22 protein-coding genes are annotated in these 21,146 nt (G+C 68.2%); 14 read left to right on the top strand and 8 right to left on the bottom strand.

What is annotated here, in order from left to right; translation table 11 throughout:
• Positions 1–62: 62 nt before the first annotated feature.
• On the top strand, positions 63–944 hold the full coding sequence (locus HV766_RS29150; protein WP_119452058.1) for a formylglycine-generating enzyme family protein: 882 nt from the start codon (positions 63–65) through the stop codon (positions 942–944).
• A 17-nt stretch (positions 945–961) separates the two neighbouring features.
• On the opposite strand, the gene HV766_RS29145 is transcribed toward HV766_RS29150, so the two are convergent.
• Complete coding sequence (locus HV766_RS29145) at positions 962–1,786, bottom strand: Crp/Fnr family transcriptional regulator (RefSeq protein WP_054458157.1); 825 nt, start codon at positions 1,784–1,786, stop codon at positions 962–964.
• Positions 1,787–1,942: 156 nt separating this feature from the next.
• Between HV766_RS29145 and nirK the strand changes: the two genes are divergently transcribed.
• The 3 genes from nirK (at position 1,943) to aceE (ending at position 6,257) form a co-directional block, all read left to right on the top strand.
• On the top strand, positions 1,943–3,025 hold the full coding sequence (nirK, locus tag HV766_RS29140; protein ID WP_175182301.1) for a copper-containing nitrite reductase: 1,083 nt from the start codon (positions 1,943–1,945) through the stop codon (positions 3,023–3,025).
• An 82-nt stretch (positions 3,026–3,107) separates the two neighbouring features.
• A complete protein-coding gene (locus tag HV766_RS29135) occupies positions 3,108–3,434 on the top strand; it encodes a c-type cytochrome (protein ID WP_054458155.1) in 327 nt (108 codons plus the stop codon).
• Positions 3,435–3,593: 159 nt separating this feature from the next.
• Complete coding sequence (aceE, locus tag HV766_RS29130) at positions 3,594–6,257, top strand: pyruvate dehydrogenase (acetyl-transferring), homodimeric type (RefSeq protein ID WP_175182300.1); 2,664 nt, start codon at positions 3,594–3,596, stop codon at positions 6,255–6,257.
• Positions 6,258–6,264: 7 nt separating this feature from the next.
• Here aceE and HV766_RS29125 read toward each other — a convergent pair whose 3' ends face one another.
• The gene (locus tag HV766_RS29125; protein ID WP_054458153.1) at positions 6,265–6,888 is read right to left on the bottom strand and encodes a LysE family translocator; all 624 of its coding nucleotides are present in this window, start codon (positions 6,886–6,888) and stop codon (positions 6,265–6,267) included.
• Positions 6,889–7,060: 172 nt separating this feature from the next.
• On the opposite strand from HV766_RS29125, the gene gorA reads away from it, so the two are divergent.
• Positions 7,061–8,419 (top strand): glutathione-disulfide reductase, encoded by a 1,359-nt coding sequence (gorA, locus tag HV766_RS29120; protein WP_054458152.1) that lies wholly within the window; start codon positions 7,061–7,063, stop codon positions 8,417–8,419.
• Positions 8,420–8,423: 4 nt separating this feature from the next.
• Here the strand turns inward: gorA and HV766_RS29115 are convergent, their stop codons facing one another.
• Positions 8,424–9,239 carry a DUF72 domain-containing protein gene (locus HV766_RS29115; RefSeq protein WP_119452055.1) on the bottom strand — a complete coding sequence of 272 codons (816 nt, stop codon included), beginning with the start codon at positions 9,237–9,239 and terminating at the stop codon, positions 8,424–8,426.
• A gap of 151 nt (positions 9,240–9,390) precedes the next feature.
• Here HV766_RS29115 and HV766_RS29110 point away from each other — a divergent pair, with 151 nt between their 5' ends.
• Positions 9,391–10,023 carry a LysE family translocator gene (locus HV766_RS29110; RefSeq protein WP_054458288.1) on the top strand — a complete coding sequence of 211 codons (633 nt, stop codon included), beginning with the start codon at positions 9,391–9,393 and terminating at the stop codon, positions 10,021–10,023.
• Positions 10,023–10,319, top strand: a complete 297-nt coding sequence (locus HV766_RS29105) for a hypothetical protein (protein ID WP_125473095.1) — start codon at positions 10,023–10,025, stop codon at positions 10,317–10,319. Before HV766_RS29110 ends, HV766_RS29105 begins: the two co-directional genes overlap by 1 nt.
• On the opposite strand, the gene HV766_RS29100 is transcribed toward HV766_RS29105, so the two are convergent.
• Entirely contained in the window at positions 10,290–11,252 is a 963-nt protein-coding gene (locus HV766_RS29100; protein WP_217472172.1) for a LysR family transcriptional regulator, read from the bottom strand. The two genes, HV766_RS29105 and HV766_RS29100, sit on opposite strands and share 30 nt — an antisense overlap.
• 97 nt (positions 11,253–11,349) lie before the next feature.
• Between HV766_RS29100 and HV766_RS29095 the strand changes: the two genes are divergently transcribed.
• The 5 genes from HV766_RS29095 to HV766_RS29075 are packed head-to-tail and all read left to right on the top strand — an operon-like array spanning position 11,350 to position 16,186.
• Positions 11,350–12,327 carry a Bug family tripartite tricarboxylate transporter substrate binding protein gene (locus HV766_RS29095; protein WP_175162694.1) on the top strand — a complete coding sequence of 326 codons (978 nt, stop codon included), beginning with the start codon at positions 11,350–11,352 and terminating at the stop codon, positions 12,325–12,327.
• Positions 12,328–12,341: 14 nt separating this feature from the next.
• The gene (locus tag HV766_RS29090) at positions 12,342–13,598 is read left to right on the top strand and encodes a CaiB/BaiF CoA transferase family protein (protein WP_175162692.1); all 1,257 of its coding nucleotides are present in this window, start codon (positions 12,342–12,344) and stop codon (positions 13,596–13,598) included.
• A 23-nt stretch (positions 13,599–13,621) separates the two neighbouring features.
• A complete protein-coding gene (locus HV766_RS29085) occupies positions 13,622–14,524 on the top strand; it encodes an SDR family NAD(P)-dependent oxidoreductase (protein ID WP_125473092.1) in 903 nt (300 codons plus the stop codon).
• Positions 14,503–15,687, top strand: coding sequence for a beta-ketothiolase BktB (bktB, locus tag HV766_RS29080; protein ID WP_175182299.1), 1,185 nt, complete (start codon positions 14,503–14,505; stop codon positions 15,685–15,687). Before HV766_RS29085 ends, bktB begins: the two co-directional genes overlap by 22 nt.
• A gap of 7 nt (positions 15,688–15,694) precedes the next feature.
• Positions 15,695–16,186, top strand: a complete 492-nt coding sequence (locus tag HV766_RS29075) for a MaoC family dehydratase (RefSeq protein ID WP_125473090.1) — start codon at positions 15,695–15,697, stop codon at positions 16,184–16,186.
• Here the strand turns inward: HV766_RS29075 and pdxR are convergent.
• Positions 16,161–17,639 carry a MocR-like pyridoxine biosynthesis transcription factor PdxR gene (gene pdxR, locus HV766_RS29070; RefSeq protein ID WP_175182298.1) on the bottom strand — a complete coding sequence of 493 codons (1,479 nt, stop codon included), beginning with the start codon at positions 17,637–17,639 and terminating at the stop codon, positions 16,161–16,163. The genes HV766_RS29075 and pdxR overlap by 26 nt on opposite strands.
• 123 nt (positions 17,640–17,762) lie before the next feature.
• Here pdxR and HV766_RS29065 point away from each other — a divergent pair, with 123 nt between their 5' ends.
• Both HV766_RS29065 and HV766_RS29060 read left to right on the top strand, forming a co-directional pair.
• On the top strand, positions 17,763–18,491 hold the full coding sequence (locus tag HV766_RS29065) for a GNAT family N-acetyltransferase (protein ID WP_175182297.1): 729 nt from the start codon (positions 17,763–17,765) through the stop codon (positions 18,489–18,491).
• Positions 18,482–19,381 (top strand): DMT family transporter, encoded by a 900-nt coding sequence (locus HV766_RS29060; RefSeq protein ID WP_054458147.1) that lies wholly within the window; start codon positions 18,482–18,484, stop codon positions 19,379–19,381. Before HV766_RS29065 ends, HV766_RS29060 begins: the two co-directional genes overlap by 10 nt.
• An 11-nt stretch (positions 19,382–19,392) precedes the next feature.
• Here HV766_RS29060 and HV766_RS29055 read toward each other — a convergent pair whose 3' ends face one another.
• The 3 genes from HV766_RS29055 to HV766_RS29045 all read right to left on the bottom strand — a co-directional run.
• A complete protein-coding gene (locus HV766_RS29055; protein ID WP_119452052.1) occupies positions 19,393–20,331 on the bottom strand; it encodes a DMT family transporter in 939 nt (312 codons plus the stop codon).
• Complete coding sequence (locus tag HV766_RS29050) at positions 20,328–20,663, bottom strand: thioredoxin family protein (protein WP_119452051.1); 336 nt, start codon at positions 20,661–20,663, stop codon at positions 20,328–20,330. Before HV766_RS29050 ends, HV766_RS29055 begins: the two co-directional genes overlap by 4 nt.
• Before the next feature lie 110 nt (positions 20,664–20,773).
• Positions 20,774–21,146, bottom strand: a 373-nt coding sequence (locus HV766_RS29045; RefSeq protein ID WP_175182296.1) for a M20/M25/M40 family metallo-hydrolase, incomplete at its 5' end; no start/stop codon positions are given.

The raw sequence follows: 21,146 nt of genomic DNA, 5'->3' as shown, positions 1-21,146 counted from the left end.
CGCGCGGCGAGCGTCGGGCTCTTTGCTTCAGCGCAAAGAGCCCGGCCGCGGCAGCCGGTCCAATGGAATCCAGCCCGCGCCCGACCGGCGCGGGCATTCCGGAGAACCGCCGCATGCGCATCCTGCCGACCGTCATCGTTTCATTGCTGTTGACCGCTTGCGGGCCCCAGGACGGGGCCCGTTTTGCGTTGCCGGAAATCACGCGGCTGCCGCCGGGCGAGGTGAGCTACGTGCCGCCGGGCGAGGCCTTGCGCAACGGCTATCCCGCCACGCCCGCGCCGCGCGTCGCGCGCTATCCGGATGGCCTGGTCATCATGACACGACAGGTCAGCCAGGCCGAATACGCAGCGTGCGTGGAGGCCGGCGCATGCAAGGCGTTGGATCCCGCGCAGCGCCAGGCGGTTGCGCCCGACCTGCCCGCGGTAGGCATCAGCTGGACCGACGCGGTTGCCTATGCTGCGTGGCTGTCCGAACGCACCGGCAGGCGCCTGCGCCTGCCCAGCTATGCCGAATGGGTCTACGCGGCGGGCGAAGCCTATCGCGCGGACGTCTTGCCGGCCTTGCCCGATGGCAGCGACCCGGCGCAGCGCTGGCTGGCGGAATACGAACAACAGAGCCTGCGCGGCGCGCAGGGCGACGTCACGGTGCGCGCCTTCGGCGCCTATGGCCGCAACCGCGCCGGCCTGATGGACATGGCGGGCAGCGTGTGGGACTGGACCGACGATTGCCATGCGCGGCGCGTGCTGGACGGGCTGCGCGATGGCGCAAGCGGCAATGCGGCGCAGGAGCAGGAGCAGGAAAGCCGCAACTGCGGCATACGCGTCGCGGCCGGCAGGCACGTCGCGTATCTGCCCGATTTCATCCGCGACCCCAAGGGCGGCGCGTGTTCGGTCGGCGTGCCGCCCGCCAACCTGGGGCTGCGGCTGGTGCTGGAACCCGGCTAGGCCGCGTTGCCTGCGCGCTATGCGCCGGCCAGCTCGGCGCTCGCGTCGCAGGCCTCGTCCGCGGCCGGCGACCCGTGGCGACAGGACAGGCAGGCCGAGCAATCCACGGCGGGCGCGGCGTGCTCGCCCAGGCGGGCCAAGGCGGCGGGCGAGCGCAGCACCACGCGCTTGCGTCCGGCCGAGACGATGCCGCGCTGCTTCCAGTCGCTGAGCAGCCGGCTGACCGTGTGCAAGGTGGTGCCGGTCATTTCGGCGATGTCCTGGCGGGTGATGGGAAAGCCGATGCCGATGCCGTCCTGCATGGGCTGGCCGGATTGCTGCACCAGCCTCAGGATGGCGCGCGCGACCCGTTGCTCGACTTCATCGGTGGACAGCTCCTGGATGCGGACGTGCGCGTCCTGCAAGCGCTGTCCCATGGTTTGCAGTGCGGCCGCGCCCAACTGGGGATGGCAGGCGATGAAGCGTTCCCAGGCCGTGGCCGGCCACGCCAGGCAGACGCTTTCCTGTACGGTCTGCACCGTAGCCGGATAGCAGGGCTGCCGCATGGCGCAGGCCAGCCCGAACATGTCGCCGGGATTCACGTAGCGCACCACGACCTGTTCGCCCTCCGGCGTCAGCTGCGCCACCTTCAGGCAGCCATGCAGCAGCACGAAAAAATGCGCGGCAGCGGCGCCCTGGCGATAGGCCAAGGCGCCGGCCTCCAGGCGGCAAGGCACCGCGCCGCGCAGCGCGGCGTCCAGCTGCGCATCGGACAAGGGCCTGAACAGATCCAGGTTGCGAAGCAGGGCATGGCACAGGGGCGACGACGCCGCAGGCTGCCCGGAAGCGTGTGGAGGGTCCATGCCTTGATGGTGACATCGCGGCCGCGCGGCGGCAATGCACGGCGGCTCGCAAGCTGGTCTGAAGTTTGCGCTACAGCAAAGAACGCAAAAGGTGGCGAGCCTTCAATGGAAGCGCCGACAGACTCGGCGTTGCAGAAACCCGAACAGGAGTTGCACATGAACGCTTTGCGCCCCACCTTGCTTGCCATGGCATTGATCGCAGCGATGGCGGGCGGCCCGGCAGCCGCCCAGAACGCCGATCAACTGGAACGCGCCAAGGTTGCGCTGGTCGCCCCGCCCATGGTCCACCCGCATGAGCAGGTGGCCCGTTCGGGTCCCAAGGTGATCGAATTCACGATGACCATCGCGGAGAAGAAGATGGTCATCGATGACAAGGGCACGACCTTGCAGGCAATGACGTTCAACGGGTCCATGCCCGGTCCGACCCTGGTGGTGCATGAAGGCGATTATGTCGAACTGACCCTGGTCAATCCGGCCACCAACGCCATGCCGCACAACGTGGATTTCCACGCCGCCACCGGCGCGCTGGGCGGGGCCAAGCTCACCAACGTGAACCCGGGCGAGCAGGCCACGCTGCGCTTCAAGGCGGATCGCAGCGGCACCTTCGTCTACCACTGTGCGCCCGAAGGCATGGTGCCCTGGCACGTGGTGGCGGGCATGAGCGGCACGCTGATGGTGCTGCCGCGCGACGGACTGAAGGATCCGCAGGGCAAGCCGCTGCGCTACGACCGTGCCTACACCATAGGCGAGTTCGACCTGTACATCCCCAAGGACGCGAACGGCAAATTCAAGGACTACGCGACCCTGGCGGAAAGCTATGGCGACACGGTCGAAGTCATGCGCACGCTGACGCCGTCGCACATCGTCTTCAATGGCAAGGTCGGGGCCTTGACGGGGGCGAACGCGCTCACGGCCAAGGTCGGCGAGACGGTGCTCCTGATCCATTCGCAGGCCAATCGCGATACGCGCCCGCATCTGATCGGCGGCCATGGCGACTGGGTCTGGGAAACCGGCAAGTTCGCCAACCCGCCGCAGAAGGACCTGGAGACCTGGTTCATCCGCGGCGGTTCGGCGGGCGCGGCGCTCTACACCTTCAAGCAGCCCGGCGTGTACGCCTACCTGAACCACAACCTGATCGAAGCCTTCGAACTGGGCGCGGCCGGGCATATCAAGGTCGAGGGCAAATGGAATGACGACCTGATGAAGCAGATCAAGGCGCCGGGTCCGATCCCGCGCTGAGCGCGGCGGCAGGGCGCGCGTGGCGCGCCTTGCCCTTGTCTGTCCGCTACGCCGTCACGCTTTTTCCTTTCGGAGCCTTGCCATGTCCTCGCTGTATCGAATTGCGTTCGCCGCCGCCCTGGCCAGCCTGCCCGTCGCGCAAGCGGGGGCCGAGTCGCTGGCCGCCATCAACCCCGCGGGCGAAAAGCTCTACAAGTCCGCCTGTGTCGTATGCCACGCCAGCGGGGTCGCCAATGCGCCCAGGCTGGGCGACAAGCAAGCCTGGTCGCCCTTTATTGCGCAGGGCACGGATGCGCTGTTGGCCACCGTGCTCAAGGGCAAGGGCGCGATGCCGCCGCGCGGCGGCTCGTCCGCGGACGAACCGACCCTGAGGGCCGCGGTGGAATTCATGATGGCTGCGTCCCGCTAGCGGGGAGGGCCTGGGGACCTGTCCTGAAATAGTTGCACTTGCAATTATTAGAATTCCTCCATACGATTGCAATTGCACATTATGCAATTGCAATTCACGATGCGAAATGACGGCGGCCGTACACCGGGATGCCGCCTTCGCGCCCACCAGGAGGACGCCATGGACACCCCGACAGAACCGACCGACGCCGACCCGCAGGAAACCCAGGAATGGCTGGAGGCCATGCAGGCCGTGCTGGCCCACGAGGGCCGGCCGCGCACCCACTATCTGCTGGACCAACTGATCGGCCAGGACCGCGCCGGCCACGGCGGCTATGCCGCGCCGAACGCCACGCCCTACGTCAACACGATCCGGCCAGCGGAGCAGGGTTCGTTTCCGGGCGACATGGGCATCGAGCTGCGGCTGGACGCCTATCTGCGCTGGAACGCCATGGCCATGGTGCTGCGCGCGGGCAAGACCTCGGGCGTGGGCGGACACATCGCGACCTACGCCTCGGCCACGACGCTGTACGAAACCGGCTTTCGCCACTTCTTCCGTGCGGCCACGCCGGACTTCCTGGGTGACATGCTGTACATCCAGGGCCATTCCGCGCCCGGCATCTATGCGCGCGCCTATCTGGAGGGCCGCATTTCCGAGGAAGAACTCGACCGCTTCCGGCGCGAGACGGCCGGCGGCGGGCTGGCGTCCTATCCGCATCCGCGCACCATGCCCGGGTTCTGGCAGTTCCCGACCGTGTCGATGGGACTGGGACCGCTGATGGCCGCCTATCAGGCGCGCTACATGCGCTACCTGGAAGACCGCGAGCTGATCCCCGCGCAAGGCCGCAAGGTCTGGGGCTTTCTGGGCGACGGCGAACAGGACCAGCCCGAGACGCTGGCGGCGGTGGCGATGGCCGGCCGCGAAAAACTGGACAACCTGATCTTCGTGGTGAACTGCAATCTGCAGCGCCTGGACGGCCCGGTGCGCGGCAACGCCAAGATCATCCAGGAACTGGAAAGCGTGTACCGCGGCGCCGGTTGGAACGTCATCAAGGTGATCTGGGGAGCCGGCTGGGACGCGCTGCTGGCGCAAGACCATGACGGCCGCCTGCGCCGGCGAATGATGCAGTGCGTGGACGGCGAGTACCAGGTGTTCAAGGCGCGCGGCGGCGCATACGTGCGCGAACATTTCTTCGGCGCTGACCCGGTGCTGCTGGAGCGCGTGGCGCACCTGAGCGATGAGGAAATCGGCGCGCTCAACCGCGGCGGCCATGATCCGGCCAAGATCTATGCCGCCTACGCCTCGGCGCTGGCCCATCGTGGCCAGCCCACCGTCATCCTGGCCAAGACCGTCAAGGGCTATGGCATGGGCGCGGCGGGCGAGGCGGCCAACACCAATCACCAGCAGAAGAAGATGGCGGATCCGGCCGTGCGCGCCTTCCGCGACCGCTTCTCCATCCCGGTGCCCGACGATCTGCTGGAACAGATCCCCTACATCAAGCCCGCGCCCGGCAGCGCCGAGCGGACCTATTTCGATGCCGCGATCGCGCGCGCGGGCGGCCATCTGCCGCGGCGGCAGGCCGGACCCGGGCCGCTGGCCACGCCGCCGCTGGAGGCGTTCTCCGCGCACCTGAAGGGCAGCGACGGCCGCGAGTTCTCGACCACGATGGCCTTTGTGCGGGTGCTGGCGCAATTGCTCAAGGACCCCGCCATCGGCCAGCGCGTGGTGCCCATCGTGCCCGACGAGTCGCGCACCTTCGGCATGGACGGCATGTTCCGGCAGGTGGGCATTTATTCGCACGTGGGGCAGCTGTACACGCCGCAGGACGCAGACCAGTTGAGCGTCTACCGCGAAGACCGGCGCGGCCAGATTCTGCAGGAAGGCATCAACGAGTCGGGCGCGATGGCCTCGTGGATCGCGGCCGCCACCGCGCACAGCACGCACGGCGCGGCCACGATTCCGTTCTACATCTTCTACTCCATGTTCGGCTTCCAGCGCGTGGGCGACCTGGCCTGGGCGGCGGGCGACATCCGCGCGCGCGGCTTCCTGCTGGGCGCGACCTCCGGACGCACCACGCTGGAAGGCGAAGGACTGCAGCACGACGACGGCCACAGCCACGTGCTGGCCTCGGTCATCCCTTCATGCGTGGCCTACGACCCGGCCTACGCCTACGAGATCGCGGTGATCGTGCAGGACGGCATGCGTCGCATGTACCAGGACGAAGAAGACGTCTTTTACTACCTGACGCTGATCAACGAGAAGACCGCGCATCCGCCCATGCCGCAGGGCGCCGAGGAGGGCATCCTGCGCGGCATGTACCGCCTGCGCGAAGGCGGCGACGGCGCGCTGCGGGTGCAGTTGCTGGGCAGCGGCGCGATCCTGGGCGAAACGCTGGCGGCGGCAGAGCTGCTGCGGCAGGACTTCGGCGTGGCGGCCGACGTCTGGGGCGTGACCAGCTATTCGGAACTGGGCCGCGACGGCCAGGAAGCCGAACGCTGGAGCCGCCTGCATCCGCTGGAGAACAGGCGCGCCGGCTACGCGGAGACGGTCCTGGCGGACAGCGAGGGGCCGGTGGTGGCCGCCACCGACTACATGAAGACGGTGGCCGAACAGATACGTCCGTTCATGCAGGACCGCCGCTATGTCACGCTGGGGACCGACGGCTTTGGCCGGTCAGACACGCGGGCAGCCCTGCGGGCCTACTTCGAGGTGGACCGGCATCACATCGCGCTGGCGGCCCTGAAGGCGCTGGCGGACGACGGACTGATGCCGCACGAGCGCGCGGCCGACGCCATCGCCCGCTACGGCATCGACCCGGAGGCCGTGTCCGCGGCGCGGCCCTAGGGGCAGGCTAGACGCGCCGCGCCAGCAAGGCCCAGATCCCGGCGGCGGACAGCAGGGCGCCGCCGCCCAGGTTGAAGCCGCGCTGGGCGCGGGGCGAGGCCAACAGGCGCCGGGCGGACCCGGCAAAGATGGCATAGGCCGTGGCGTTGATGCCGGCGCAGGCGACGAAGGTGGCCGACAGGATCCAGAGCTGGCGCGTCACGTCGCCTACCGGATCGATGAACTGCGGCAGGAAAGCCACGAAGAAGATGATGCCCTTGGGGTTCAGCGCCGTCACCAGATAGGTGTTGGCGAACAGCTTCCAGCGCGAACCCGAGGCAGTGGCCGTGGGCAGGGTCGCCGGCGACACGCCGGCGCGCAGCAGCTTGAAGCCCAGGTACAGCAGGTACAGGCCGCCCACGATCTTGACCACCGTGAACCAGAACGCCGACGCCGCCAGCAGGGCGCCCAGGCCCAGCAGCGACAGCAGCAGGGCGGTGGAGTCGCCCAGCGCCACCGCCAGCACCAGCGGCAGGCGTGCGCGCCGGCCTTGCGCAATGGAGTAGCTGATGACGGTGAGTATCGTGGGGCCGGGCAGCATCACGAGGAGGGCGGACGCGCCCAGGAAGGCCAGCCAGGTTTCAAGCGACATGGGATCTGCTCCAGGGGTGGGGCTGCGCGCGGCGGCCAGCCTGCGGGCCACTGTATAGCAATCGCGGCCGCCTGCAAACCGGACGTGGCCGGGCGCGGGCGCCGGGTGGTGTTAAATACGGTTTTCCCCGGACAGTGAGCGCGGGCCTGCAAGGGCGCGCGAAGGAAACATCATGGCATTCGATTTTGATCTGTTTGTGATCGGCGCGGGCTCCGGCGGCGTGCGCGCGGCGCGTTTCGCGGCGGGCTTCGGCGCGCGCGTGGCGGTGGCGGAAAGCCGCTACCTGGGCGGCACCTGCGTGAACGTGGGCTGCGTGCCCAAGAAGCTGCTGGTCTATGGCGCGCACTACAGCGAGGACTTCGAGCAGGCCCGCGGCTTCGGCTGGAACGCCGGCGAGCCCAGCTTCGACTGGCCCACGCTGATCGCGAACAAGAACCGGGAAATCGAACGTCTTAACGGCATTTATCGCAATTTGCTGGTCAATAGCGGCGTCACCCTGCTGGAAGGCCACGCCCGCATCCTCGATCCGCACACGGTCGAGATCAACGGCAAATCCTACCGCGCCGCCAATATCCTGGTGGCGACCGGCGGCTGGCCCCAGGTGCCGGACATTCCGGGCAAGGAACACGCCACCACGTCGAACGAAGCCTTCTTCCTGAAGGAACTGCCGCGCCGCGTGCTGGTGGTGGGCGGCGGCTATATCGCCGTGGAATTCGCCTCCATTTTCAACGGCATGGGCGCGCAGACCACGCAGGTCTACCGTGGTCCGTTGTTCCTGCGCGGCTTTGACCAGGGCGTGCGCGAGCATCTGCGCGACGAACTGGTGAAAAAGGGCATCGACCTGCGCTTCAATTCGGAAGTGACGCGCATCGACAAGCAGGCCGACGGCACGCTGGCCGCCACGCTGAAGGACGGCTCCGTGGTCGAGGCCGATTGCGTGTTCTACGCCACTGGCCGCCGGCCCATGCTGGACAACCTGGGCCTGGAGAACACGGCGGTCAAGCTGGGCAAGGGCGGTTTCATCGAGGTGGACGACGAATACCGCACGGCCGAGCCCTCCATCCTGGCCATCGGCGACGTGATCGGCCGTGTGCCGCTGACGCCCGTGGCGCTGGCCGAAGGCATGGCGGTGGCGCGGCGCCTGTTCCGTCCCGAGGAATACCGCAAGGTCGACTACCAGCTGATTCCGACCGCCGTGTTCAGCCTGCCGAACATCGGCACGGTGGGCATGACGACGGAAGAGGCGCGCGCCGCCGGCCACGAGGTCAAGCTGTTCGAAAGCCGCTTCCGGCCCATGAAGCTGACGCTGACCGAGTCGCAGGAAAAGACGCTGATGAAGCTGATCGTGGACGCCAAGACCGACCGCGTGCTGGGCGTGCACATGGTCGGCCCGGACGCGGGCGAGATCGTGCAGGGCATCGCGATCGCGCTGAAGGCCGGCGCGACCAAGCAGGTGTTCGACGAGACCATCGGCATCCATCCCACGGCTGCCGAAGAGTTCGTGACCCTGCGCACGCCGGTCGCCCAATAAGGCGCTACAGCCGTTCGATCATGGCGCGCGCCGCCATCGGCGCGCGTTCCTTCGCGCCATTGATGAAGAACGCAAAGACGTCTCCCGGCCGCGCCTTTTTTTCCGGGGCGCCGGTGAGCGGCAGGTCGGCCGGGTGGCCGCCGCGGGCCCAGCTGCGCAGGCGGTCCGCCCAGGCGTCCAGCGCCTTGGGCGGGTAGCCCGCCTTGTAGGCCGTGCTGGCGCGCATCAGCCGCGCATAGACGAAAGCGGCGGTACGGTCGGCGATGGACGGGTAGTCCTCGCTGTCCGTGTAGACGGTGGCCGCGCCGTGGCGCCGCGCCAGCTCCAGGTATTCCTCGCAGGCGAAGCTGTCATGGCGCACGTCCAGTACGTGGCGCAGCGGCAAGCCGTCCACCTTGTCCGGCAGCAGCGCGAGGAAGGCGCCGAAATCGTCCGCATCGAATACCTTGGTCGGCGCGAACTGCCAGACGATGGGCCCCAGCTTGGGGCCCAGTTCGGCGATGCCGCTGTGCACGAAGCGGTGGATCGAATCCTTGGCGCCCGCCAGTTCGCGGCGGTTGGTCGCGTAGCGCGAGGCCTTCAGCGAAAACACGAAGCCTGCGGGCGTCTCATCGCGCCATTTGGCGAAGGTGGCCGGCTTCTGGGTACTGTAGTAGGTGCCGTTGATCTCGATGGCGGTGAGCTGGCTGCTGGCGTATTCCAGTTCGCGCGCATGCGGCAGGTTTTCGGGGTAGAAGACGCCGCGCCAGGGGGCGTAGGTCCAGCCGCCGATACCGATGCGGATGGCGCCGTCTTTCGGATGAGAATGCGCTTGCGGCATGGCCGGCCCTCCAGGCGTGGGAACCGGACAACTGTATCGCCGGCGCCACTGGTCCGCAAACCCCCGCCGGAAGTTCGCTGTTCCGATACAGTTTTGCGCTAAGGTGTGGATTCACGTTTCCACTTTCCGCGCTGCCCCGCGCCGGCCCATCATGCCCGACCTTACCCATCTGATGACGTTCGCCCTGGTTGCCCTGGGCATGGTGCTCACACCCGGGCCCAACATGATCTACCTGGTATCCCGTTCCATCTCGCAGGGCGCGCAGGCGGGCCTGATTTCGCTGGGGGGCGTGGCGGTCGGCTTCGTCTTCTACGTGCTCTGCGCGGCGTTCGGCATCACGGCGCTGCTGATGGCGGTGCCCTACGCCTACGACGCGCTGCGCATCGGCGGCGCGCTGTACCTGCTGTACATGGCCTGGCAGGCGCTGCGCCCGGGCGGGCGTTCGCCGTTCGAGGTGCGCGAACTGCCCAAGAGCAGCCCGCGCACGCTGTTCACGATGGGGCTGGTGACCAATCTGCTCAATCCCAAGATCGCGATCATGTACGTGTCGCTGCTGCCGCAGTTCATCCAGCCCGAGCGCGGCAGCGTGTTCACGCAGTCGCTGGCGCTGGGCATGACGCAGGTTGTGATCAGCCTGACGGTCAATGCGCTGATCGCCATCATGGCCGGTTCCATCGCCGGGTTCCTGGCGGGCCGCCCCTTGTGGATGGTGGTGCAGCGCTGGTTGATGGGCACGGTGCTGGCCGGGCTGGCGGTACGCATGCTGATGGATAACCGCCGCTGATGCAGGCCGAAGACGGTTTCTTTGCGTCCTTGGGCGGCATGCTGGGCGAGGCGCTGCGCAGCGTCGTCGCGGGCTTGAAGTGGCTGCTGGGCGGCCTGGGCCATGCCTTCGGCGATTTCTACTCGGGACTGGCCGGCGCAATGGGCATGAGCCCGTCGATCTTCAATTTCATCCTGCTGGTGCTGGGGCTGATGTGCCTGTGGGCCGCGGTCAAGGCGCTGCTGCGCCGTTCGATCATCGGATTCCTGTTCTGGGTGATCGTCGCGCTACTGCTGCTGGGCGGACTGGGCGCCTAGCGCTTCTCCAAGCGCTTCCCGCAAGGGGTCGACGCGGGGATTGGATGGTCCCTTCCGGGTTATCAAGGCCACCACGCTGGAAGGCGGTTCCGGGTGCGCGCGTATCTGCTTGACCGCGCCCGCGGGGGCCACAGTGTCGCGGATGAGGGCCATGTCCGGCACGATGCCGATGCCCAGGCCGCTGGCGACGAACTGCACGCCGGTGGTGGGGCTGGTGGATTCCACCACGGGCAGGGGCGCGGGCAGGCCGGCATGGGTGAAGCAGTCTTCAATCAGCTTGCGGCCCATGGATCCTTCGGCTGGCATTACCCAACGTTCCCGTGCCAGGCTGGCCCAGTCCACGCGCCGCGCGCGGACCAGCGGATGGCTGGCGGCCGCAATCACCGCGAACTGCACTTCAAACAATTTGACGTACTGAAACGCGGCCGCCCCGGATCCCAGCATCTGCAGCGGGAAAGTGGAAATCAGCGCGTCGATTTCGCCCAGGTCCAGCGCGTGGAGCAGGGCGGGCACGCGTTCTTCGAGCAATTGCACGCGCATCGGCCTGGCATGGTTCACCAGTTTCTCGACCACGCCGCGCAAGTAGGTCTGCGCCAGGAAGGGCGGCGCGCCGATGCGGATCTTCGCCGCGTAGCGATCGGCGGTCTGGGCGTCGGCGCGCAGATGTCCAAGCTCTTCAAGCAACAGCGCGGCGCCGCGCAGCACCACCTCTCCTTGCGGTGTCGGTTTCAGGCCGCGCGCGGTGCGCAGGAACAAGGCAAAGCCAAACGCGCTTTCGACTTCCGTCAGCGCCTTGCTCAGCGCGGGTTGCGTCAAGTTGAGCGCCTGGCTCGCGGCGCGCAGGCTGCCCGTGCTCTGCACCACTTGCAGCATGCGCAGATGGCGAAAGCGCAGCTTGGATACCAGATGGTCGGGTTCGATGGCGCCGGTCATGGGTTGAGATAGAACTGAAAGTTATCGCTATATCAAAATATATCAATTTTTTGATTAGCTGCGATCGCCTATCCTGCCCGCATAACAAGGAGACAACATGCAACGTCGTACTTTTTGCCTGGGCGCCCTTGGCGCGGGCATGATGTTCCGTTCCATGGCGAACGCCGCAGAGAGCTATCCGTCGCGGGCCGTGCGCGTCGTCGTGCCCTATGCCGCTGGCGGGGGACCCGACATCATGGTGCGGCAATTCGGCCCGGTGCTCGGCGCCAGGATGGGTCAGACCATCGTGGTGGAGAACAAGGTGGGCGCGGGCGGCGTGCTGGCCGCCCAATACGTGGCCCAGGCTGCGCCCGACGGCTATACCGTGCTGCTGGGTTCCAACTCGCACCTGATCCAGAAAGCCCTGCAGCCGAGCCTGATGTTCGATCCCGAGCAGGACTTTCTGCCGGTCACGGTGATCGGCGCCTCGCCCAGCGTCCTGGTCGTGTCCGCCAAATCACCCTACCGCACGGCGCAAGACCTGATCGCCGCCCTGAAGGCGCAACCGGGCAAGATGAACTACGCCTCGGGCGGCATCGGATCGGCCGCGCATCTGGGCGGCGCGACCTTCGTCACGCTGCTGGGGGCCGAAGCCACGCACGTTCCGTTCAAGGGGTCGGTGGAGATCCCAACCTCGCTGCTGCGCGGGGACACGGATTTCGCCTTCGCCATTGCCGGGACCGCCGTGCCGCAGGTGCAGGGCGGCCGGCTGCGCGCGCTGGCCGTGACCAGCCGCGAACCCATGGCTGAGCTTGCCGGCGTGCCCACGCTGCGGGAGATCCTGGGCAGCGATCTGGCGGTCCAGGAATTCTGGTTCGCCTTCTGGCTGCCGCGCAAATCGAGCGCCGAGGTGGCCGACAAGCTCTATGGCGCAACCACGGCGTCGCTCAAGGACCCGGGCGTCAAGAGCAACTTCGAGGCGGCAGGCGTCAGCGTGATCCAAAGCGACAGCCCGGAAGCCGCCGCGTCGTTCGTGCGCAGCGAGGCCCGCAAATGGGCTGAAATCATCAAACTGACCGGCATCACCGCCGGCTGACCCGCAGGAAATCCATGGCCAAGCCTCTTGAAGGCGTACGCGTGCTCGACTTGTCGCACGTGATCGCCGGTCCTCTCGCTTCGTTTTATCTGGCGCAACTGGGCGCTGAAGTCATCAAGGTCGAACCGCCCCTGGCGGGCGAAGTCCTGCGCTCGATGAAGAACGGCGTCGACACCGACACGCCCACCGGATTCGCGGCCATCAACGCCGGCAAGCAATCGCTGGCGCTGGACATCCGGACCCGCCAGGGCGCGGACCTGCTGCGCTCGCTGGCCGCCTCGGCCGATGTGTTCATCGAAAACTTCAGGCCGGGCGTGGTGGCGCGCTACGGGCTGGACTACGCCTCGATCAAGGCGGTCAAGCCCGACATCGTGTATTGCTCCATCTCGGGCTTTGGCCAGCAAGGGGCCTGGTCGCAGCGCGGCGCCTACGACCATGTGGTCCAGGCGATGACCGGCATGATGATGATGTCGGGCGAGGGCGACGACGCGCCGCCGCTGAAAGTGGGCTTTCCGGTGATCGACGTGGCCGTGGGCATGCTGGGCGCGCTGTCCATCGTGTCGGCGCTGCATCGCAGACTGCGCGAAGGCGCCGGGCAATACATCGACGCGTCCATGGTCCAGGCCTCGCTGGCGCTGATGTACACCAACACCTGCGCCTACCTGAGCGACGGCACGCCGACGCGCCGGGTCGGCAACCGGGGCTACACCGGCAGTCCCGCGGCCGATACCTACCGCTGTGCGGACGGCTGGCTGGCGGTGGCCGCGAACACGCCGGAACAATTCCGCAAGTTGACCGCCGCCATCGGAGTGGAGGCGCTGTGCAGCGACGCCAGGGCGCTGGATCTGGATGCCTTCAACCTGCCTAACGGATTCGTGGTGCCGAACGACCGCGAGTACGTGGTGCAACGGCTGAGAGCCGCGTTTTCGACCCGCAGCGCCGCGCAGCTCGAGGACCTGCTCAGCCAGGCCGGCGTGCCCGCGGCCAAAGTGAGAAAGCTCGAGGAGTTCCTCGACGAGGCGGACGCCACCGGTTGCGTGAGCCTGCCTGATCATCGTTTTCACCAGGGTGGACGCGAGCTGCGCACGCATGGGCTAGGCTTTGCCTTCGAGCAGGACGGCGGCCCGACTCAGGCAGGCGCTCCCGCGCTGGGCGAGGGCACGCGCGAGGTGCTCAGGCGCGTGGGCCTGGACGACGCCGCGATAGCCGAGCTCGAGCGCGCCGGCGTCCTGCGGACCCAGGCCGACACCGCGCTTCCCCTGATCCCCTGAACAACCATTCATCCGGAGACTCTATGACTCAACTTTTGCAAGGCCGCGTCGCCATCGTGACCGGAGCCGGGCGTGGATTGGGCCGCTCGCATGCGCTGGAGCTTGCGCAGCACGGCGCCAAGGTGCTGGTGAACGACCTGGGCGCCGACCGGCCGGACTCGCCGGCCCAGGCCGTGGTGGACGCGATCCGCGCGGCTGGCGGGGACGCCATGGCGCATGGCGCCGACGTGACCCAGCCGCAGCAGGCCGAGGCGATGGTGCAGGCGGCCATCGCAAATTGGGGGCGCGTCGACATCCTGGTCAACAACGCGGGCATCCTGCGCGACAAGACCTTCGCCAAGATGAGCCTGGAGGACTTCCGCCTCGTGATCGAGGTCCATCTGATGGGCGCGGTGCATTGCACCCAGGCGGTGTGGAACGCCATGCGCGAACAGAACTATGGCCGCATCGTCATGACCACCTCGTCCTCGGGACTCTATGGCAACTTCGGCCAGGCCAATTACGGCGCGGCGAAGATGGCGCTGGTCGGCCTGATGCAGACCCTTGCCCTCGAAGGCGAGCGCTACGGCGTGCGCGTGAATTGCCTGGCGCCGACGGCCGCCACGGCCATGACCGAAGGCCTGCTCGATGAGCAGGCGCTGGCCTTGTTGACGCCGGACTCGGTCAGTCCCGCCCTGGTTGCCCTGGTGGCCGAAAACGCGCCCACCCGGACCATTCTGATGGCGGGCGCGGGCAGTTTCGAGCAGGCCAACATCACCATGACCCGCGGTATCCATCTGAGTGGAGAGGAGTTGTCCGCGCAGGCCCTGATCGGCCGCCTGGACGAAGTGTCCGACCGCGCGCAGGAAACGGTTCCCGCCACCGGTTTCGACCAGTTGCGCCACGAGATCGCCAAGGCCCAGGCATGCGAAACCGAGAAGTTGTAGTCCTGTCTGGCGTGCGCACGCCCATCGGCAGTTTCGGTAAGAGCCTGAAGGACGTCCCGCCCACGGCGCTGGCCGCCGAGGTGTTGAAAGCCGCCGTGGCGCGCGCGGGCCTGGCGCCTGCGCAGATCGAGCACGTCTGCTTCGGCCAGGTCATCACGACCGAAGCGCGTGACCTGTACTTGTCGCGGGTGGCGGCGATCGAGGCCGGTTGCGCCGACGGCACGCCGGCATTCAACGTCAACCGCTTGTGCGGCTCGGGATTGCAGGCGGTCGTTTCGGCGGCGCAGTCCATCCTGCTGGGCGACTGCAAGGTCGCGGTGGCGGGCGGCGCCGAGAGCATGTCGCGCGCGCCGTACGCCACATCGGCGCTGCGCTTCGGCGCGCGCATGGGCGATGCGCCGATGACCGATATGCTGCTGGGCGCCTTGCATGATCCGTTCCACCGCATCCACATGGGCGTCACGGCGGAAAACGTCGCCAGGCGCTACGGCGTTACGCGGGACCTGCAGGACGCGCTGGCGCTGGAGAGCCACCGTCGCGCCGCGCGCGCCGTGGCCGAAGGCCGCTTCGACGCGCAGCTCGTCGCCATCACGACGCCCGGCCGCAAGCCCATTGTGTTCACTCAGGACGAACACGTCCGCGCCGACATCGCGCCGTCGGACCTGGCCGCCCTGAGGCCCGTATTTTCTTCCGACGATGGCACGGTCACGGCGGGCAACTCCTCCGGCATCAATGACGGCGCGGCCGCGCTGGTACTGATGGAGCGTGCCGAGGCGCTGGCCCTGGGCGCGCGCCCCATGGCCCGCCTGCTTGCTTACGCCCATGCCGGCGTGGACCCGCGCTACATGGGCATGGGCCCGGTTCCCGCCGTGCGCGCCGCCCTGGCCAAGGCAGGCCTGTCCGCCGCCGATATGGATGTGATCGAGTCCAACGAGGCCTTTGCGGCGCAGGCCTGCGCGGTGGCGAGCGAACTGGATCTGGATCCGGCCAAGGTCAATCCCAATGGTTCGGGCATTGCGCTGGGGCATCCGGTGGGAGCCACGGGCGCGATCATCGCTGTCAAGGCCTTGCACGAACTCGAGCGCATCGGCGGACGGTACGCGGTGGTCACCATGTGCATAGGCGGCGGGCAGGGCATCGCCGCAATCTTTGAACGCATCTGAAGCCGCCATGACACGCAATCCTGTTGCATCTCCTCTGCCGTTCGACTCGATCCAGTCCTTGCTGAACGCCGTGGGGCAACCTCCCATTGTTTCCGACGCGCTGCTGATCGATCAGGACATGATCGACCGGTTCGCGCAGGTCACGCTCGATACGCAGTGGATCCATGTGGACCGGCTGCGCGCGCAAGCGGAATCCCCCTATGGCGACACCATCGCGCATGGCTTTCTGGCGCTGTCGCTGCTGACGCACTGGCAGAACAGCTGCATCGCCTTTCCGGGCGCAGCGATGTTGCTGAATTACGGATTCGACAGGGTCCGCTTCACCGCGCCCGTGGTTTCCGGCACGCGCGTGGCCGCCAGCTTTTCCTTGGCCGAGGTCGTGGAGACCGGCACGGGCATGGCCCGCTGCGCCTGGAAGGTCGCGATCCAGGCGGAGGGGACGCTCAGGCCGTCGGTGCATGCCGACTGGCTGATCATGGTGCGGTACGGGAGCCCTTGAGTCCCAACGTCACGTCGCGGAGCCTGCGCACCAGGCCCGCGAACCGCTCCGCCCCCGTATTCCCATATCCGATCACCAGTCCGTTATCCTCCGCCCGCGGCGCCACCGCGAACGAGGACAACGCGCCCGGATTCATCCCGATCTTGCGCGCCTGTTCCACGATCTCCCGGTCGGGATATGCAGCAGGCAGCCGCACCGTCAGATGCAGCCCGGAATGTCCGCCCAGGACTTCGTGTTCGATCCCCAGATGCGCCGCCAGCGCCTCGCGCAATGCTCCCTGGCGTTCTCGGTACAGGCGCCGCATGCGGCCCAGGTGGCGCGAGAACTGGCCGTTTTCCATGAAGGCCGCCATGGTCAGCTGTTCCAGCCGGTGGCCGCCGCGCAGCATCTCGATGATGGATGGCATCGCCTGCGCGGCGATGGCTTCGGGCAGCACCACGAAACCCAGGCGCAGCGCCGGGAACATGGTCTTGCTGAAGGTGCCCACGTAGAGCACCGGCGCGTCCTCGACCAGGCCCTGCATCGCGGCGATGGGTTCGCCCTGGTGGCGGAATTCGCTGTCGTAGTCGTCCTCGATGATCCAGGCGCCGGCCTGGCGGGCGCGTTCGATCAAGCCCAGGCGGCGCGGCAGGGACAGCACCGCGCCGGTCGGGTACTGGTGCGACGGCGTTGTCTGGATGAGGCGGGGCGGGCGTTCCTGCCAGGCGCTTTCGGGAATCACGATGCCGTCCGCGTCCACGCGCATGGCAACCACGTCCAGGTCGCCGCCATGGAAGGCGGACTTGGCGCCGCGGTAGCCGGGGTCTTCCAGCCAGGCGGTGTCGCCAGGGTTGGTCAACAGCTGCACGCAGAGCGCCAGCGCGCCCTGGGCGCCTTCGGTGATGACGATGCGCGAGGCGTCGCAGCGCACGCCGCGCGACACGCGCAGGTATTGGGCGATGGCTTCGCGTAGCGCCGGCTCGCCCACGGGATGGCCGTAGCCCAGGGCCGTGGCCGGGGCGGCTTGCAGCGCGCGGTCCTGCGCGCGGCGCCATGCGTTGATGGGAAACTGCGTCAGCGCAGGCGTGCCGGGCGTCATGGGCAGCGAACCGTCGTGGGCGTAGCGCGTGGAGACGATGCGCGTCAGCCGCTTGGCGGTGAGCGAGGGCTGGTCCGTGGGCGGCGTCGCGCGCTTGGCGGCGATGGCCGCGGCGGCCGACAGGGGAGCGACCCGCGTGCCCTGGCGGTCGGCGATCACGTAGCCTTCGGCCGTGAGCTGCTCGTAGGCGATCAGCACCGTGTTGCGCGAGATGGCCAGTTCTTCTGACAGGGCGCGCGACGAGGGCAGCTTGCCGCCCGCGGGCAGCTGTCCGGCCAGGATGGCTTGCTTGAGGCGCTGGATCAGCTGGCGCTGGCGCGGCAGGGCGCCGGGGCCGCGCGTGAGCGGGCTGGAAAGCAGGGCGGGGGTGTTCATCTTGGCCCTATTAAAATTCGGGATCGTGGTGCTTTTTATGATGCCACGATTCCGATATCGTGAGGGCATGCGTACTGCGCCCGTCCCTTCGGGCGGCGCGCCAACCTGAAGAGGCCCCGTAGCATGCAACCCCGCGTCAACGCCTACCAGCAACCCATCGGCCCGGACATGACGGGCTGGACCACGCGTCCGCGTCCGCCCCTGACACCCATCGTCGGCCGCTATTGCCGGCTGGAGCCGCTGTCGGCCGAGCGTCACGCCGAGGATCTGTTCCACGCGTTCAGCCAGGCGCCGGACGACAGCGACTGGACCTACATGTCGGTGGGACCCTTCGCGGACCTGGCGGCCTACCGCGAGTTCGCCGAGAAGGCGCAGGCCGGCAATGACCCCTTGCACCACGCCATCATCGACCTGGAAACGGGCCGCGCCATCGGCACGCTGGCGCTGATGCGCATCGACCCGGCCAACGGCGCGATCGAAGTCGGCTTCGTGTCGTTCTCGCGCCAGCTCAAGCGCACGCGCATCGCCACCGAGGCCCAGTTCCTACTGATGAGCCGCGCCTTCGACGAACTGGGCTACCGCCGCTATGAATGGAAGTGCGATAGCCTGAACGCGCCGTCGCGCGCGGCGGCTCTGCGGCTGGGTTTCCAGTTCGAGGGCATCTTCCGCCAGGCCACGGTGTACAAGGGCCGCAGCCGCGACACGGCCTGGTTCGCCATGGTCGATGGCGACTGGCCCGCGCTGCGTGCCGCCTATGAGCGCTGGCTGAGCCCCGACAATTTCGATGCCCAGGGCAAGCAGCGGCAGGGCCTGTCCGAACTGACGGCACAGGCGCGCGCCGCGTGCGCCTGATCCCGGTTGCGCTGGCCCTGTTCTGGGGCCTGAACTGGCCGGCGGTGAAGATCATCCTGTCGATTTTCCCGCCGTTCACGCTGCGCCTGCTCGGCCTGGGCAGCGGCGCGGTGCTGCTGTTGCTGCTGGCGCGAGCCAAGCGGGTGCCCCTGCTGCCGCCGCGCGAGTCGTGGCGCGGCATCATCGTGGGCGGCCTGCTTGCCGTCGCGGCCTTCAACCTGCTGGTGGCCTGGGCGCAGCTCAGCACCAGCACCTCGCGCGCGGCGGTGCTGACCTTCACCATGCCCATGATGTCGGCCGTGCTGGCCTGGGCGGTGCTGGGCGAACGCCTGGACCGGCGCCGGGCGCTGGCGCTGCTGCTGGGCGCGGCCGGGGTTTCCATCCTGGCCTGGCCGGTGCTGCGCGCAGTCTTCGGCGAACACGACGCGGCCGCGGCCAAGGGTCTGGTGTTTCCGCTGGTGGCGGCTTTCGGCTGGGCCGCCGGCACGGTCTACCTGAAGGGCTGGCCGGTGGCCGGCGATCGCATCGTCGTCACGGCCTGGCAGTTGGCGGTGGGCGCGGCTTGCGCCTTGGGCGGCATGCTGATCGCGGGCGAATCGTTCCCCACGCAGGGCTGGAACGGCCGTGTGGTGGCGGCGCTGTCGTTCCACATCATCCTGGGCACCGCCGTCGCGTACTGGCTCTGGTTCGTGCTGAGCGAGCGCGTCAGCGCCACGGTGGCCGCGCTGACCACATTGATGGTGCCGGTGGTGGGAGTGCTGGGCGCGATGGCGCTGGTGGGCGACCGGCCCGCCGCCTTGGACTGGTGGGGATTCGCCCTGGTGCTGGGAGGCGCCGCGCTGATCGTGCTGAACCTGGGCGCGGCGCCCGCGCCGCGATCCAGGCCATAGGCGAGGGTGGATCAGCGCGCGCGCCGCAGCTTCTCGCGCAGCAGTTCGGCGCCGCTCACCAGGGTGATGCCGGTCAGCACCAGCAGCGCGCCCAGCACGAAACCGGCGTCCAGCGGTTCGTCCAGGATGAGCACGCCGAAGCTCACGCCGAACAGCGGCGTCATGAACGACAGGACGGACAAGCGCGAAGCCAGGTAGCGGCGCAGCAGCCAGAACCAGGCCAGATAGCTGGACAGGGCCACCACCACGGACTGGAAGGCGACGCTGAGCACTGCCGCCTGCGTATAGCGAAAGCCGGCGTTGCCGGTGGCCGCGGCGTAGGCCAGCAGGGTAATGGCCGCGACCGCCATCTGATAGAACAGCGTCTTGGCAGGCGCGGCTTCGGACAGCGAGGTCTTGCGGATCGCCACGGTGGTGGCGCCCCAGAACAGGCCGGCCAGGAGGCCCATCGCATCGCCCAGCAGCATGTTGGGCGCGCCGGCCGATCCCGCCGGCTGGCCCTTGCCGAGGAAGGCCACGGCGATGCCGCAGAACGCCACGGCCACGCCCACCCACTGCAGCGGCTTCAGGCGTTCTTCGGGCAGCAGCCAGTGCAGTCCCAGCGCGGTGAAGATGGGCGCGGTGTACAGGAACACCGACATGTGCGAGGCCGTGGTGTAGACCAGGCCCTGCGCCACGAACAGAAATTCCCCGGCGAACAGCAGGCCCACGATGAGACCGGGCAGCGCCGTGCCGTCCATGACGGCACGCAGGCCTTCGCGCCGCCACACGGCCACGGCCAGCACCAGCGCCGCGAACGCCGAGCGCAGTCCGATCTGCATGATGGGCGAAACATCCGCGGCCACCAGCTTGATGGCGATCTGCTGGAAGCCCCAGCAGACGCACAAGAGCAGCATGGCGCCGGTCGCCAGCCCGTCCAGCGGCTGGCGCAAGGGCTTGGCGGCGCTCACGGCAGTTCGGCGGGGTAGCTGTCCAGGGCCAGGCCGATCTGCTGGCGCAGATCCCATTCCGCCAGCGTCGATTGCACCGGGCCGAAGAAGGCGCCGTCGCGCGTCACGAACATGGCGGGCAGGTGGAAGACTTCGTAGCGCTCGACCAGGCCGCGGTTGTCGCCGGCGTCGACCCAGCACACGCGTTCCACGGGCAGCTCCAGCTGCGGCAGTTGTTCACGGGCGACGCGGCAGGTGCCACAGGTGCGGCTGTGGAAGACCAGCAGGGACAGCCCGGGCGCATCCAGCAGGTAGCGGTCGGCGGTGCTGTCGTTGAGTTCTATCTGTTCCATGGGGCGGGCAAGGCGGGAGAGGGCGCCGGTCGCGGCGCGAGGCGCCCATTATGGCAGCGCCCCGCCCGCGGGCGGGAGATACCCGCGGGCCTGGCAGGGCCGTCCCGGCCTCAGGCGGCGCGCAGCTTGCGGTCCAGCTCCAGCACGGATTGGTACAGCACGCGGGTGCCATCCAGCAGCTGCGCGGGCTCGATCCATTCTTCCGGGCAATGGCTGCGGCCGTTCAGGCAGGGGATGAAGATCATGCCGATGGGGCCGGTGGGCGCCATGTAGACCGCGTCGTGGCCCGCGCCGCTGGGCAGGCGCATGGAGGCGTAGCCCAGCTGGTCGGCGGCGGCCTGCACCGCGTCCATCACCAGCGGCGTGCAGTCGGTGGGCCGCGCGCGGCTCAGCTGCGTGAAGCTTGCGGACAGGCGCAACGCGGTCAGGTCGGTGGCCACGCCGGCCATCAGCGTTTCCGGGAAGGCGTCCAGCACGGCATCG

The sequence above is a fragment of the Achromobacter aegrifaciens genome, from assembly GCF_902859735.1.
GTDB lineage: Bacteria > Pseudomonadota > Gammaproteobacteria > Burkholderiales > Burkholderiaceae_B > Achromobacter > Achromobacter aegrifaciens.
This window is presented reverse-complemented; position numbering and strand designations above follow the sequence as displayed.